A 14,402-nucleotide genomic window follows, 5' to 3' on the forward strand; every position below is an offset into this window, starting at 1 on the left:
ACGGAGTGAGGGCGAGCGGGCCCCGGGACACTTCAAAAAAAATGTGCCAGAAACGCGTCGGCAGGATCCAGGACACTCTTTGGCCATGATTTAGCGGTGTTGCCGCTGTTTTGGCTGCTTCGAGGCTGCTTGCGCCGGCAAGCTGCGTTTCATCACGTCCGCGAGGGATCGCAGGGCGGCGCCCTGGGGCGCGCGCTTGCGCCAGACGAGCGCGATGGTGCGATGGGCCCCCGCCATGGACAACGGGCGAACCACCAGCCCGGCGCGCACGGCCTCGGTGGCCACGGACATGGCCGGAAGCAGCGTCACCCCGGCGCCGCTTGCGACCATCTGGACGAGTGTCGCCAGGCTCGTGGCCCGAAACTCGGCCTCGCGGGCGCGGGTGGCAGAACACAGCGCCAGGGCCTGGGTGCGGAAGCAATGTCCATCGTCGAGCAGCAAAACCTCGCTCGTGCCCAGATCGGCCGCGGAGGCCGCCGTGGCCTTCTTCGCCAGGGGGTGATCGGGCCTCATGGCCAACACGAAAGGGTCTTCGGCGATGAGGGCCTGCTCGACGTCCGGGACGTCCGCCTCGAGCGCCAAGAGCGCTGCCTCCAACTCCCCGGTCTCGAGCGCGTGGACCAAAACTTCGGTTTTGTCCTCCCGCCACGCGAGGGTCAACCGCGGGAAAGCCTGGCGAAGGGCTGGGGCGATCACCGGCAGCCAATATGGCGAGATGGTCGGAATCACCCCCACGCGCAAGCGCCCCGCCAAGGGATCGCTCACCCCTTCGCTGGCCCTCAGCAGATCGTCGGCCGCCAGCAACACCGCACGCGCGTGCGCGACCAGGGCGGCGCCCGCGGGCGTGACGAGCACCCGCCTGCGGTCGCGCTCGAAGATCCGTACGTGAAGCGCGTCCTCCAGCTGCGCGAGCTGCGCGCTCAGCGAGGGTTGCGACACCCGGCAGCGTTCGGCTGCGCGGCGGAACGACAGCAGGTCGGCCACCGCCACGACGTACTGGAGCTGACGGAGGGTGAAGGGGTGTGGACGCACGTTCACGATAGGATCAAGCTATCACGTCGTCGTGCCCCCCAGGGGCGGCCCCACCTTATGAGGCCGCAGGCATGGACACCCGGCGCGCCTGGCGTCAAAATGCCCGGCGATGCCACTTACGGTGAATCCCCGTTTCTGTCGACTCGCCGTCCTCCGCGCTTGAGCGGGTGGTTTCGATGCCCCAAAGCAGGCCTGGTCCCCTCCTGGGTGAGGACATCCCTTCGCCGCCCCGCGACCCCGTGCGCCTGGCCGGCTGGGTGAAAACTTGGGGCGTCGAAGCGTTCGCCTCGCTCACCGCCGTGGGCAGCCCCGAGGCCCCCTTGCCGCGTCACCGCTTTTCGGGCGGCCGCGACGTGCCGCTGTCGTTCCTCGAACTGCTGTTGCAGCAGTCCGGCACCCTCGGAGGCATGGGCAAGCTCTTGCAGGACGCCGCCCTAGAGCGGCTGAGCCAAGCGGCCTTGGCCCGGGCGACCCTGGAGGAGGCGCGCCGACGCTTCGAGCAAGCCACTCCCCCCGCCGACCCCGTGTTGGCCGGCTTTACCGACTGGCTGCTCGCGGCCCACAGGCGCTTGCCACCCGATACGCGGGTGCCCGGCCGCCACGCCCCGGTAGGGGTTCACGTGGAGGCCGCGGCCGAGCCTCATCTGGTGTACCGAGAGGACGACCTCTACGCACCCACGGTGGACGGCACGGTGAAGTGTCACCTGCGGCTCATCGGCTGGGAGACGGACGTGCCCCACCTCTCGGTGAGTCAGGGCCACAAACACGACCAGGAGGCGCACCCAGGTCTGCAACGGGCGGCGCTGGAGGCGTTCGTGCGTTTCGTCTGTGGAGAAGGCTCGCAAGATGCCCTCGAGGGGCTGCGCCACGTGCTCGTGACCCCCGGGTGGTCGTACTTACTCCAGCGGCTGGATGGCGAGCTCGACGATCTGCCCGAGCCCGATCCCGAAGGCGAAGAGCGGCGGATCGGGTTTCGTGTCACGGGACAGGCGCCGCTGTTGAAAGTCCAGCCCGTGCTGCAGAAGCGGCAAAGAGGGGGAGGGCTCTCGGTGGGCGCGCGCATCGACTGGCGAGAAGCCGCTGCGATGGAAGACGTGCTGACCCCCGAGGATCTTCAGGTGATTCGGGCCCACTTCGACCCGGTCGGCCGGCCGCCCTACGGCACGGGGCCTCATGACCTCCGCGCCACCTTTGCCTGCCTTCTGGCGATGCGGGAGCACCCGCGCACGTTCTGGGATCTGCCAGGGCATCCCGCGCTCGAGGTGGCGTCGGCATCGGTGGCGGTGCGCTTCGTGGAAGACGCGGCTCACAATTTGTCCTCGACGTTCGAGCTCGGCCCTCTGTCCCTGTCGGCCTCGGCACTCCTCCGCTTCACTCCGGATCGACGGCATGTGATCGCGGTGGGCGCCGAAGAGCCTCATCGCATCGTCCTGGCCACCTTGACGCCGCAGACCGCGGCCCTGGTCAAGGCCTTCGCCAACACCGACGTGCGGCTGGCGCCGGAGGCGAAAGAGGATCTGCTGGCACGACTGCAACCGTTGCAAGGGCAGGTGGATTTGTCCCTGCCGGCCAGTTGGATAGGTGAGCTGCGTCCCGCCCGCTTCGAACCCGTGGTGAGGGTGGAGCCCCAGCAAAGCGGCGCCCTCGACGTGACCCTGCTCGTGCGTCCGTTGCCTCGCGGGCCCACCTGGCGGCCCGGCCAAGGGCCCGCCGTGGTCCTGGGCGGCGTTTATCAGCAGCGCCACTCGGTACGCCGCGATTTCGCGCAGGAAGAGCTTGCTGCGGCGGCCTTGGCGACGCGTCTCGGTCTCGATGCGCCCGAAGACGACACCCCCTTCAGCTACCGCGTGGCCGCGGGTGACGCCGCCTTCGATTGGCTCACGCAGCTTCAGGAGCTGCAGTCCGCCGAGGACAACCCTCTTCAGGTCGAGTGGCCTCGTGAAGGGCCTCTGGTTGCCGGGGGGAGTGTGGGGCGCGCACAGCTCAAGCTGCGTGTAAACACCCAACGGGATTGGTTCGGTGTGCAGGGCGAGGCGCTCGCGGCCGATGGCACCACCATACGGCTCGCCGAGTTGTTGGCAGCTGCCCGCGAAGGACGCCGCTACGTGGTCGTGGCGGGCCGCACCTTCTATCGGCTTGCGGAAGAGCTGCGGCAGCTTCTCGAGCTGGCCGAGGCGGAACGCACCGATGCCCGGGGTGATCTGCTGCAGCTCGGGCGCGCGCAAGCGGCGCGGGTCCTTTCGCTGCTGGATCATCCCGAGCAGATCGAGGCCGATGCGGCCTTCGCTCGCTTTCGTCGCCGCCTCGACGAGAGCGAAGACATCGAACCCCAGGTGGGCCCCGCGCTGACGGCAGCGCTCCGGCCCTACCAATGGGAGGGCGTGCGCTTTCTCGCGCGTCTTGCGCATTGGGGTGCGGGCGCTGTCCTGGCGGACGAGATGGGGCTCGGCAAGACGCTGCAGGCGCTCGCCTTGCTCGAGCACCGGGCCCCCGAGGGACCCGCGCTGGTCATCGCGCCGACCTCCGTGAACGCCAATTGGCTTGCGGAGGCCGCGCGCTTTGCTCCCGCCCTGCGCGTTCAGGCGTACCGCGAGGCGGGGCGCCGGGAGCTGCTTGCCACGCTGGGGCCCGGGGACGTGCTCGTCACCAGCTACGCGATCGCGGTGCTCGATGCCGGGGCTCTCTCCGAAGTCCCGTTCGCGTCGCTCATCCTCGACGAGGCGCAGGCCATCAAAAACGCAAGCACCGAGCGCGCGCGCGCCGTGCGAAGCCTTGCAGCCGACTGGAAGCTGGCCCTGACAGGCACGCCGCTCGAGAACCGCGTCAGCGAGCTGTGGAGTTTGTTTCACACGGTCTCTCCGGGCTTGCTCGGCAGCTGGCAGAGGTTTCGCGCCGTCTTCGCCGTGCCCATCGAGCGCTATGGCGATCTCGAGCGGCGGCGACGTTTGGCCGAGATCATCCGGCCTTACGTGCTTCGTCGTCGCAAGGCCGAAGTGGCCCAGGAGTTACCGCCGCGAACCGAAGTGGTGCGCAAGGTGTCGCTGGGGCCCACCGAACGAAGGGCCTACGAGACGCTGCGCACGAGCGCGTTGGCGAACATCGACAAGCAGCAGAGGAAGGCCAACGAAAAAAAGAACGGCGAGCCCAAGGCGCAGGACGTCCGCATGCTGCTCTTGGCGGCCCTGACCAGGCTCCGCCAGCTGTCCTGCCACCCACGGCTCGTACAGCCGGACGCTGGCCCCTCGTCCGCCAAGCTCGAGACCTTGCTCCGCCTCGCGGGCGACCTTCAGGAAAACGGCAGCCGCGCGCTGATCTTCAGCCAGTTCCGGTCCTTGCTCGACATCGTCGAGCCCCATCTGCGCGCCGCTGGGTACGATACCCTGCGGCTCGACGGCACGACGGCCGCCCCCGAGCGCGCCGCGCGGGTCGAGCGCTTTCAGGCGGGCGAAGCGCAGTTCTTTTTGATTTCGCTCAAGGCAGGCGGCGTGGGGCTGAACCTCACCGCGGCCGACGTGGTCATCCACCTGGATCCCTGGTGGAATCCCGCCGTCGAAGATCAAGCAAGTGATCGGGCCCATCGGATCGGGCAAACGCGGCCGGTGACGGTCATCCGGCTCATCGCCGAAGACACCGTGGAAGAAGCCGTGCTGGCGCTGCACGCGGACAAGCGCGCTTTGGTGGACGGTGTGCTCGAGGGCACGGGGGTCGCCGGTGCCCTTTCGGTCGACGAGCTCGTGGGGCTCATCAAGGGGCGCACACCCGCTTGATCCGCGCGCTCAGCTCGCCCGACCCTGCTTCTTCGCAAGCACCAGCAGACCGTCGACGGGCTTGGCCTTCTCGAGGCGTAGGTGCACGCAGGCGATGAGCTTCGGGCTGAGGCCTGCGCCCTTGAGCACCCTGCGCACGTAGGTCTCCGTTTGGCTGTAGCGCCCATGGGGATGAATCGCAAAGCCGTCGGGTGCGTGGGCCTCATCGGCGCGCTCCACCGTAAAGGCCAGAAGCCCGTTCGGACGTAGCGCCCTCGCCAGGGACTCCACCGGCGCTTCGAGGCGCCCGAAGTAACAAAGCGTGTCTGCGGACACCACGAGGTCGTAGCATGCGGGGCGGCCGAAGAAGTGCGCCGTCAGCTCGGCCACTGTCAGCTCATCGTAGGCGGGGGCATCGCCCACCTTGCGATCCCGCGCGTGGTTCACCATGGCTTTGGACAGGTCGACCCCGTCGAGCGTGCGGGCCCACGGGCGCAAGAGCGGCCCGCACAGGCCCGTCCCACAACCCGCATCGGCCACATCGAAGCGCGGCGCCGGAGGGCCGAGGTACTCCTCGATGGCCTGCGCCAGTAGAGCCGGCGCGCGGTACTGCAGGCCCGACAGCACTTTATCGAAGCTGTTGGCGAACCTGTCGAAGGTGGAGGCCACGAAGGCGTCGGACGCCCGCTCGGGGATCGCCTGCTGCGTACAGGCGGCCAGCAGGTGTTGGGGATAGGGGTTTTCGGGTTCGAGAGCCACCCAGCGCCTGTAGACCTCCGCGGCTTCTTCAATCTGCCCCACGGCATAAAGCGCGGCACCGAGGCCACGGTAGGAATCGGGATGCTGAGGGCGCAGGAGGATGGCCTGCTTGAAGGCCTCGAGGGCTTCGTGCGGACGCTTGCGCAGCCGGAGCACGTTGCCCAGCGTATGGTGGGCATCGGCGTGGGCGGGCTGCAGCTCCAAAGCCTTGCGGGCGGCCGCCTCGGCCTCTTCGAGGCGGTCTTGCTCCTTGAGCGCCGTTCCCAGGTTGTTCCAGGCGTCTGCGTGCTGTGGCTCGATCTCGAGCACCTTGCGATAGGCCACCTCGGCGTCGGCCACGCGTTCGGCCTGCAGCAACATGTTGCCCAGGTTGTTCCAGGCATCGGTGTAGCGAGGCGCAACCACCAGGGCGCGTTCGATGGACGCGATGGCCTCTGCAAAGCGGCCTGTCTGGTGAAGGCCGAGGCCTCGAAAATGAAGGGCGCTTGCGTGTTCGGGCGCCACCTCCAAGATGCGGTCGCACAGCTTGAGGCCATCGTTCGTGTTGCCGTCCCTCAACATCTCGACGGCGAAGGCCAGGGCGTCATCGATAGACATCTCCCGGGGGGTGGGCGTTGCAGCGTGCGAGTCAGTCACGATGCGCCAACATTATCACGCACGGGTTGGCTGACACCAGGCGCTCACATCTGCACGATCACCCTTCGGTATGACGTGAGCGGTGGTGAGCCCGTGTCCGTCACTTCCAGGATCACGTGAAGGTCGGTATGGGCGCCGTCCTGAGGGGCGCGCAGGCGCACGCGGGGCCCTTCGGCCGGGGGGGGGCTGTGCGCGCCCAGGTAGGTGCCCGCTTCGGCGTAGGTCCACCAGCGGAAGGTCAGGGGCTGAGCGTCGGGGTCCGAGGATGCCGACGCGTCGAGAGTGAGACTCTCCCCCGGAGGGACCCGCCTTTGCAGGATCGCGAGCGAGGTGTCCCCGTCGACGACGGCGTGCGGGGGGTGATTCGCTTCGCCGACGGGCTTCACACACCAATCCATGCGCGCCGCGAAGCTGTTCTGAAACGCGGACCGCCAGCGGTACACGGTGGCGCGCGCTTCGGTGCGGCCGGCGACGCTATCGGCGGCGTCGCGAAACACACGTGGGTTGTTTGCCGAGGGGACAAAGCGGCCGCCCCATCCCCCAAAGGCGGGCTGCTCGGGATCGGACAAGCCCTGATTCAAAAAGTAAAACCACGAGGGCGTGTCCCCTTCTTTGAGAGCACCGTGGGGGTTCGGGGCGGTCCAGGTCTTGGGCGGGTAAAGTGCGCCCAGGGGCCCGTGCCCCGTGCGTACGTTCTCCTCCAGCCAAGCGCGCGAGGTGAGCTCTTCGTCGCCGCCCAGGTACATGCCCCGGTAAACGGAGGGGCGCCGATCGATGTTGGGTCCGCCCACAGTGCGAGGCTGTGCGTCCACGACGTCCAAGACGTAAAACAGCGTGGGAAAGGTCTCGAGAATGTAGGGCCCACTGTCGTCTTGATGATCGATGGCATGCACCCGGAGCTTGCTCACGAAGCGCTCGACCTCGTCGGCGCTGCGGTCGTGCTTGACCCGGTAGAGCGCCTGCGCGAGCTCCGTGGGCCCCCCCCAGACGGCGACGTTCACGGGCCCTGTTTCGGCAGCGTCCACCCGCGCGATGATCCAGTTCGAGCCCTCGGTGTCGTGCCCCTCGCCGACGTGGGCGCGGCCTCGGTGGGGATTGCCCGCCTTCACCACGCTGTGAAGCGCTGCGGGCTTGGGAAAGCCGGGGGCGTGCTGGGACAGCTGCGTGAAGACCTGGGCATAGGCGTCAATCTGCTGGTGAATCGACGCGGGGTGCACCACGTGCCGATCCAGCTCCCCCGGGGTGCCGGCGGCCGACGCGATGAGGCCTTCGATGCGGAACAGATTGGCATGGACGAGCAGCCGCACGAGGGCTTGTTCGTCGTCGGGATCACCACCGATGTCCGTGGTGACGATGAGGCGAGGCCGCTCCGGCGGCGCCTCTGGTGGTACCTGTTGGGTTCGTGGCGCGGTTTGTTCGGAACGACCTGTCGTGCAGCTTGCGAGCAGCAGAGCGGCGGCCGCGGGGACGAGGGGCGAAGACGGGCGGAAGGCCATGGGGCGAAAGCTACCTCAGGGGCGGCCATCCCGCGCCTCTCTTCGTCAGTCCCCGCACGGGTTGCCCCGAGCCGCTAAGCTCCGGGGACCTCCTCGTGATTTGTGATGACGAACGCCGCTATGACGCCCATCACGCTCTGTGTGTTCGCCAAGCCGCCTGTGCCTGGACAGGTCAAGACCCGCTTGGCCCGTACGGTGGGCAGGGACGCCGCGGCCGACCTGGCGCGCGCCTTTTTCGATGACACGCTGGCCGGTCTCGTGGTCTTGCCATGGGCACACGTGATTGTGGCCCTGGCGGCGCCGTGGCCTGCCTGCCCCTTTCCCGGTGGGCAGATCTGGCTTCAGGGGCCGGGCGACCTGGGGCAGAAAATGGAGGCCGTCCTCGCGCGTGCGCTCGCACGGGGTCTTCCGGTCATGGCCCTTGGGACCGATGCCCCCGGCCTACCGGTGGCGCGACTCGAGGCGGCTCGGGACCTGCTGCTGGCGGGGCGGGCGGAGGCCGTGTTGGGGCCGGCCGACGACGGCGGGTTTTATCTTTTGGGGCTCTCTTCGTGCCCACCTGGTGTGTTGCATGACTTGCCGTGGAGCGTGCCGGAGACCTGTGGCGCCACGGCTGCGCGCCTGCAAAGTCGTGGCATGTCCGTTGCCCTCGTGGAGTCCTGGTTCGACGTGGACGACGAGGTGGGCCTGCGTCGGCTCAGCCACCTTCTGGCCAGGGGCGAGGTGAGCGCCCCCCGCACCGCCGAGGTGATCGCGCGCCTCGGGATAGGGCTTCGATGAGCGCAAGGGCGCGCGAGCTCTCGATCGGGGTGGTGATTCCCACCTTGAACGAAGCCGAACGTATCGGTTCCCAGCTTTCTGCCTTGCGAGACGCCCGGGGTTTCGCGCGGGTGGTCGTGAGCGATGGCGGCAGCCAGGACGACACGTTGGCGCTCGTACGTCGCCATCCCGAGGTCACGCTCGTCGAAGGTCCCTGCGGACGAGCCCCGCAGATGAACCGCGGCGCCGCGTGTCTTGCGGACATGGACGTGCTTTGCTTCGTTCACGCCGACGTGCGTCTGCCCGTGGAGGCGCCCCGTCTGATTCAACGCGCCCTGGATCGACACGACACCGTGGCGGGCGCGTTTCGGACATGGACCATCGCCGACGGCGTTCGTCGTCCCTGGTGGCGCCCCTTGTTGCACCTGGCAGATTTGAGGTCGCGCTACGCGGGCTTGCCTTACGGAGATCAGGCGCTGTTCGTCAGGCGTGAGGTCTTCGAGAGGCTAGGGGGCTTTCCGGAGCAGCCGCTGATGGAGGATCTCGAGTTGTCTCGGCGTCTGCGTCGCCAGGGCCGCATCGCGCGGGTCAAGGCGTCTGTCACGGTCTCGGGACGGCGGTTCATCGAGCGGCCCGTGTTTTTCACGGCCGTAGTGAACGTCTTTCCTCTGCTCTACCGCGTCGGGGTTCCTGCGCACACCCTGCGGAAGCTCTACGACGACATTCGGTGAAGGTCTCGGGTGCGGACCTTAGGGCCTCTCCGCCTCAACGAAAGAGCTGCAGCGCCTCGGAGCGCGCTTCGTTGAGCTCGGGCCACAGCTTGGCGAGCTCCTCTGCGGAGAACGACGCGAACGAGGCGTCGGGTCCCGAGGCCAGCTTCTTGAGAGCCGCGGGGTCGGGCGCGCCGGGGACGCGAATCAGCGCCTCGAGCTGGTCGGCCAACCGCAACAGAGCTACCAACGATCCCACCTGTCCAGCATGCGCGTAGGCGCGCCCGGGCTGATGGTGCCAGGCCACCACCTGGGGCACCGGATCGGGGATCTGCCATCCCACCAAGACGTGCCCCCCCAGCACGGCGTGGTCGAAGCCCAGCATGCGCCGCTCGTCCAGATGAATGCGGTCAGGCTCTGCCGCGATGGCGTTGCCCAGGCTCTGGTACTCCTCTTCATCGGATTGCAGCAGCAGAAGCTTCCCCATGTCGTGAAGAAGCCCGCACAAAAACGCGGTGCCCGAAGGAACCACCCGGCGCGCCGCCAGTGTCCTGACGATCGCCGCGGTACCGGCAGAGTGATCGCGGACCAGCTTGCCCGCTCCCGTGGCATCGTTCAACACGCTCATCGCACCCACCGAGGCCACGAGCTCGGTCACCGTGCGCGCTCCCATCCGGATCATCGCCTCACCCACGCTCACGCAGGCGTCTCGACCGCGGAAGAGGGGCGAGTTGGCCGTACGCAAGAGCTTCGCGCAAAGCGAGGGATCCTCCTCGATCATGCGGAGTACGGCGCGGTGCTCGAAGTCGGGTTGGGCCAACTTCGCAAGCACCTTTTGCACCACCACGGGAAAGGGGCGCAGGCCCTCCACCTCGCCCAAGAACGCAGCGAAATGCGTGGACGCTTCTTGGTTGCTGGCCTGGAGATCGTCCTCCCCAAACCACAGCTCCTCCAGGATCGTTTCTCCCAGTTTTCTCGAATTCAAGGCGCCCACCGGTTGTTTGAATCGGCAGGGGCTCACCCCCGCTTGAGACGTGGCACAAGCTCCTCGTGAGCCCGGGTGCGTCGCGCTCCTGTTGCGTCATTTGCCAGGAGCGCGACCCGCACCGTGCTTTACGCCGCTGACCGCGCCAGCACTTTGGCGACGGCGGCCTCGGTCGAGCTCACGCTCGCCTTGGCTTGCACCAGGAGCAGGCTGTTGCCGGCGGTGGCCGAGGTGGTCGCCTGGTTGACGTGCACCGAGATCTCCTTGCCCGCAAGAGGGATGGAGATGGACGGAATCGTGTACACAGGGATGGAAAGCCCCGAGAGTGCGTCCTTGATGAGCGGACCAAAGACGGCGTTGAGGGCGTCGGCAAGGCCGTCGAGCAGGGGCGACAAGATCCACTCGACCCAGTCGGGGATGCTGCCCCAGGAGAAGCTGAAGCTCGGCAGCACGATCCCAGCCACCTGCACCACCAGCTCACCGTTGACGACGGAGGGTTGAAGCGTCGCGGTGAGCGACGCGGTTGCGGAAGGACCGAAGCTGAAGTTCGGGAGCGGCCAGGGCGTGTGAACCGTGAGCTGCGCGGAGGCATTGGCCACGGCCGTCGCCGTGAGGCTGCCGTCCGCATTGATTGTGATGCCCTGGGGCGGAAGCACCTGCGCCCGCGCCTCACCGCTGATGATCTTCCAATCGAATCCCGTCGAGGGTCCGATGGGGAAGGGGATGCTGGCGGCGGCCGTCAAGGCGGCCACGTCGGTGGCCACGTAGACGCAACCGGTTGGCCAGGTGGACGGTGGAGGGACGTCGGGCGGGGTCGCGCCCAGGGCGGAGTAGGCGGTGACGTACGGCGCGTTCACGACCGGCACAGGCATGCTGACCTGCAGGGACCCGTACGCGAGCGCGGGGATCTGAATGGGCGACAGAATGTTTTGGTTCAGGTAGGGAATCAGAAATCCCGGCACGAACCCTTCGTTGAGCAGAGCTTGAAGCGCCGACTGCCCAGGAATGTTGAGCGCTGCGGTAACCACCTGTACGGTCAGGACGTTGTTGCCCGAAACGACGGCGGCGTCGATCGAGACCGTGGCCGCCAAGGACGCGGTGACCTGGGTGGGGGTGCCTCCGCCGGTGTAATTCACCGTGAGGGCGACGCTCGAGGCCTGAAGGCCCAAGGTAGCGGTGGTTGCGGCAGCCACGGTCTTTGCGGCAAGCGACTCCGCGGAGGTGGCGCTCGCATGTACGGCGAGGGCCTTCTTGTACGCTTTCTCCAGCTGCTCCCGATCTGCCTCGGACAGCGTCAGTAGAGCCGTGGGAGCCTGGTTAATGTCGAACGAAACGGAAGAGATGCCCGCCTCGTTCACCTGAATGGTGTCGCGAAAAAGGCTTGGATACACCGCCGCATACACCTGTGCAATGAGCGTGTTCAATGTGCCGTTGTCAAGACCAGCTGCAATGTCGAAACCCATGATCCCATCCTTCCTTGTGTCCACCTGCGCTCGTAACGAGACGCGGTTTGCCCCATCGTCGGCCCCCGGCAGGAGCTTGATGGAGAATGCGCATCGATCCCTGCGACCACCACCTGCCGTGGGCGGCTCGGGGCTGAGTTCGTGCACCTGGCTCAAGCTGCCCGGAAGGCGTGCCGAAGCAGCGCTGCACGATGAGCAAGGCGCCGCAGCTTCAGGAACCGATGGATCTCGCCAACTGGATGTCCAAGACGCCAGGCGTTTTGGCCAAACCGTTGTGGAAGCTCGTGTTACCCGAGTCGCATGATGCGGGGACCTACGATGTCTCGGGAGGTCTCGTTCCCTCGTTCGCGGATCCCACGTGGGACAAAGTGGTCGAGTATCTCGACGCCGAGGGGCTCGGGCATTTGCTGGGCCCTCTGGTGAAGGCGTTTACCCAGGCACAGTCCCTCCCCATCCTACAGCAACTTCGTGCAGGGGTGCGGGTCTTGGATCTGCGTGTCTGCTGGCTCGAGGATGCATTCTACATCCATCACGGTCCGATCGTCTGTGGCCCGCTCCAGGAAGTTCTGTCTGATATCGCCAGCTTCCTCGCCGAGACCGAGCGCGAGCTGGTGGTGGCGGTGGCCTCTCACTTCGCGTTCGGCGACTACCCAGGAGGAGAAGCCGCCGCCTGCGAGGCCCTCGCGACGTGTGTGGTCTCGGCCCTTGGCGATACGCGGTTGGTGCCGCGTCCCGAAGCGCCGATGGAGACGCTGCGGACGGTGCCCCTCTCCTCGCTGATGGCCACGCGCTCGCAGGCGCTGGTCGTATTCGAGCTGCCCTCGTCCACGCCCAGCGTGGCCTCACCCTGGGTGTGGTTCCCCGATCCCATCGAGGGCTCTTACGCGGACTCCACGGATTTGGCCGTGATGGAGAGCCGCGAGCAGTCGTTCCTGGAGGCGCATGCTCAGTCTCCCGAGCAGAGCCTGTTTCAGCTTCAGTGGCTCCTGACCCCCGACGCCGATTTCGTGATTCGCACCGTGATAGCAGCGCTCGCGAGCGGCGCGGGATCCTTATCCGGCGTGCTCGTTTATCTCGACGCCCACGGGTTGACCGCCTTGGCCGCGGAGGCGCACGGGGCGTTGGGGCCCTTCCTCGCGCGGAACGCGGGCCAGCCCATCAACTGCTTGAGGGTGGACGAATGCGCAGGTTCGCCCGCCGTGGGTTGGGCGATCAGCCTGAGCGCGGCGAGCTGAGGCTCGAAAAAGTCTGGTGAAGCGGGGTCAGCGTTTCGGCGACCCCGCTTTCGGGCCTACATCGAAAAATCGTGGGTGCGCAGACCGTCGTTCACGTTGGTCTGGTGGCAGTTCACGCACATGGGAACCGACTTGCCCTCGAGGGGAACGCCCATGCCGTCGAGGAAGACCTTGCCATCTGGGGTCACCTGGCTCCAGTACCAGTCTGCACCCTGCTTGTGCATGATGGTGAGCGCCATGGGGCCTGCGTCGGTGGCTGCAGCCCAGTTCTCCTTGACGATCAGGGCGCCGTTGGGGAGTGGCAGGGTCTTCGCGGCGATGGCTTGCCCTACCACGTCGTTGTAGTAGCTGATGACCTGCATGTTGTTGTGGGTGGGAGAAGGCTTGAGCGTGGGGTTCTCAGCGAACTTGGACCAGTTTCGGTAGCCGGCGGTGAGCGCCAGAACGCTTTGCGTTTCGGCGGACGCCTGCTGCATGGCCGGACCCGGGGTCATGTCGGTGCTGTCACTCTCATCGTCGCTCCCGCAAGCAGCGGTGAATGCGGGCATGATGGCCAGAAGGCCTAGGCGAAGTGTACGGTTCATCGGTGTGTCTCCGGTTAGGGTTCGGGCGATTGGTCTCGCCAGCCCTGCCGTCGTTACACCTTTTTTTATCCGAGGGCTCCGCCGCAGCTCGAGCCCGCGCCCGCCGTACAGCCGAGGCAGTGATCCTCCACGGCGATACGTGCGCCCACGAACGCAGCAAAACTTTCGATTTCGAAGACCGTGGAGGTGCGGGCCATTGAATCTTCGGCTGGCATCTCGAGCATTTGGTTGAAGTCACAATCGTAGAGCCGTCCGTCCCATCCCACGCTCACCAAGCTGCGGCACATCAGCTCAGGTACCGTGTCCGGATTGAAGTGGTTGGCCAACAAGGACATGTACGCTTCATGCTGGCCCGTACGCTCGAGCGCGTGCGCGAACCGGCTGATCGGCATGTTGGTGAGGGTGAGCAGTCGATTGAACGAAAGACCGAAGTGCTCGGCGAGCTCGGCTTTGTAGCGGGCCTCGAGCTTCGCCTGCTCGGGCGGAAGCGACGGACCCTGTGGGTTGTAGACGAGATCGAGCTGCAGCGGCGAGCCAGGCTGTCCGTATCCCAGCGCGTTCAAGCGCTTGATGCCCTCGATGCTCTTGTCGAACACCCCTCGGCCCCTTTGTTTGTCGACGTTCTCGGCCGAGTAACAGGGCAAGCTGGCCACGATGTGCACCCCTTGTCCTGCAAGAAACTCCGCAAGGCCGTCCATCCCGGGCTCGAAGAGGATGGTGAGGTTGCACCGATCGATGACCCGTTTGCCCAGCGACTGGGCCCTCACGACCAACGGACGAAAGTGTTCGTTCAGCTCGGGGGCGCCTCCGGTGAGGTCGATGGTTTGAATTTGTGGGTCGTCCATGAGCGCCATCAATCGCTCGGCCGTGTGCCCCTGCAGCGTCTCCGTCCGTTTGGGGCCCGCGTCCACGTGGCAGTGATGGCAGGCCTGGTTGCAACGCTTGCCCACGTTGATCTGAAGCGTCGTGACAGCGTCCCGACGCAGCATGGGCAGCC

At 66.7% G+C, this 14,402-nt stretch carries 11 protein-coding genes; 4 read left to right on the forward strand and 7 right to left on the reverse strand.

The genetic code is table 11. From position 1 onward, the window contains the following. Positions 1-90: 90 nt before the first annotated feature. Positions 91-1,041: a LysR family transcriptional regulator gene (locus tag KA712_09240; protein MCG5053130.1), complete on the reverse strand. Its 951-nt coding sequence runs from the start codon at positions 1,039-1,041 to the stop codon at positions 91-93. Between the two features lie 167 nt (positions 1,042-1,208). On the opposite strand from KA712_09240, the gene KA712_09245 reads away from it, so the two are divergent. Further along, positions 1,209-4,799 (forward strand): DEAD/DEAH box helicase, encoded by a 3,591-nt coding sequence (locus KA712_09245; GenBank protein MCG5053131.1) that lies wholly within the window; start codon positions 1,209-1,211, stop codon positions 4,797-4,799. Positions 4,800-4,808: 9 nt separating this feature from the next. Here the strand turns inward: KA712_09245 and KA712_09250 are convergent, their stop codons facing one another. Together KA712_09250 and KA712_09255 are read right to left on the reverse strand one after the other, a co-directional pair. Then, on the reverse strand, positions 4,809-6,173 hold the full coding sequence (locus KA712_09250; GenBank protein ID MCG5053132.1) for a tetratricopeptide repeat protein: 1,365 nt from the start codon (positions 6,171-6,173) through the stop codon (positions 4,809-4,811). Positions 6,174-6,217: 44 nt separating this feature from the next. After that, positions 6,218-7,669: a DUF1593 domain-containing protein gene (locus KA712_09255; protein ID MCG5053133.1), complete on the reverse strand. Its 1,452-nt coding sequence runs from the start codon at positions 7,667-7,669 to the stop codon at positions 6,218-6,220. A gap of 105 nt (positions 7,670-7,774) precedes the next feature. Between KA712_09255 and KA712_09260 the strand changes: the two genes are divergently transcribed. Together KA712_09260 and KA712_09265 are read left to right on the forward strand one after the other, a co-directional pair. Further along, a complete protein-coding gene (locus tag KA712_09260) occupies positions 7,775-8,449 on the forward strand; it encodes a TIGR04282 family arsenosugar biosynthesis glycosyltransferase (GenBank protein MCG5053134.1) in 675 nt (224 codons plus the stop codon). Further along, the gene (locus KA712_09265) at positions 8,446-9,159 is read left to right on the forward strand and encodes a TIGR04283 family arsenosugar biosynthesis glycosyltransferase (GenBank protein ID MCG5053135.1); all 714 of its coding nucleotides are present in this window, start codon (positions 8,446-8,448) and stop codon (positions 9,157-9,159) included. Before KA712_09260 ends, KA712_09265 begins: the two co-directional genes overlap by 4 nt. 34 nt (positions 9,160-9,193) lie before the next feature. Here the strand turns inward: KA712_09265 and KA712_09270 are convergent, their stop codons facing one another. Further along, positions 9,194-10,123 (reverse strand): HDOD domain-containing protein, encoded by a 930-nt coding sequence (locus KA712_09270; protein ID MCG5053136.1) that lies wholly within the window; start codon positions 10,121-10,123, stop codon positions 9,194-9,196. A 128-nt stretch (positions 10,124-10,251) separates the two neighbouring features. Then, positions 10,252-11,586, reverse strand: a complete 1,335-nt coding sequence (locus KA712_09275) for a hypothetical protein (protein MCG5053137.1) — start codon at positions 11,584-11,586, stop codon at positions 10,252-10,254. A 191-nt stretch (positions 11,587-11,777) separates the two neighbouring features. On the opposite strand from KA712_09275, the gene KA712_09280 reads away from it, so the two are divergent. Next, positions 11,778-12,821, forward strand: coding sequence for a hypothetical protein (locus KA712_09280; protein MCG5053138.1), 1,044 nt, complete (start codon positions 11,778-11,780; stop codon positions 12,819-12,821). 56 nt (positions 12,822-12,877) lie between these two features. On the opposite strand, the gene KA712_09285 is transcribed toward KA712_09280, so the two are convergent. Together KA712_09285 and arsS are read right to left on the reverse strand one after the other, a co-directional pair. Beyond that, positions 12,878-13,405: a hypothetical protein gene (locus tag KA712_09285; GenBank protein MCG5053139.1), complete on the reverse strand. Its 528-nt coding sequence runs from the start codon at positions 13,403-13,405 to the stop codon at positions 12,878-12,880. Positions 13,406-13,470: 65 nt separating this feature from the next. Beyond that, complete coding sequence (gene arsS, locus KA712_09290) at positions 13,471-14,394, reverse strand: arsenosugar biosynthesis radical SAM protein ArsS (GenBank protein MCG5053140.1); 924 nt, start codon at positions 14,392-14,394, stop codon at positions 13,471-13,473. Between the last annotated feature and the right edge of the window lie 8 nt (positions 14,395-14,402).

Source organism: Myxococcales bacterium (assembly GCA_022184915.1).
In the GTDB taxonomy this organism is placed as follows: domain Bacteria; phylum Myxococcota_A; class Polyangia; order Fen-1088; family Fen-1088; genus JAGTJU01.

Bases quoted from the DNA above. Each gene is read 5' to 3' on its own strand.
- KA712_09285 (MCG5053139.1), bottom strand. From the start codon at position 13,405: ATGAACCGTACACTTCGCCTAGGCCTTCTGGCCATCATGCCCGCATTC.
- KA712_09275 (MCG5053137.1), bottom strand. From the start codon at position 11,586: ATGGGTTTCGACATTGCAGCTGGTCTTGACAACGGCACATTGAACACG.
- arsS (MCG5053140.1), bottom strand. From the start codon at position 14,394: ATGCTGCGTCGGGACGCTGTCACGACGCTTCAGATCAACGTGGGCAAG.
- KA712_09260 (MCG5053134.1), top strand. From the start codon at position 7,775: ATGACGAACGCCGCTATGACGCCCATCACGCTCTGTGTGTTCGCCAAG.
- KA712_09265 (MCG5053135.1), top strand. From the start codon at position 8,446: ATGAGCGCAAGGGCGCGCGAGCTCTCGATCGGGGTGGTGATTCCCACC.
- KA712_09245 (MCG5053131.1), top strand. From the start codon at position 1,209: ATGCCCCAAAGCAGGCCTGGTCCCCTCCTGGGTGAGGACATCCCTTCG.
- KA712_09280 (MCG5053138.1), top strand. From the start codon at position 11,778: ATGAGCAAGGCGCCGCAGCTTCAGGAACCGATGGATCTCGCCAACTGG.
- KA712_09255 (MCG5053133.1), bottom strand. From the start codon at position 7,669: ATGGCCTTCCGCCCGTCTTCGCCCCTCGTCCCCGCGGCCGCCGCTCTG.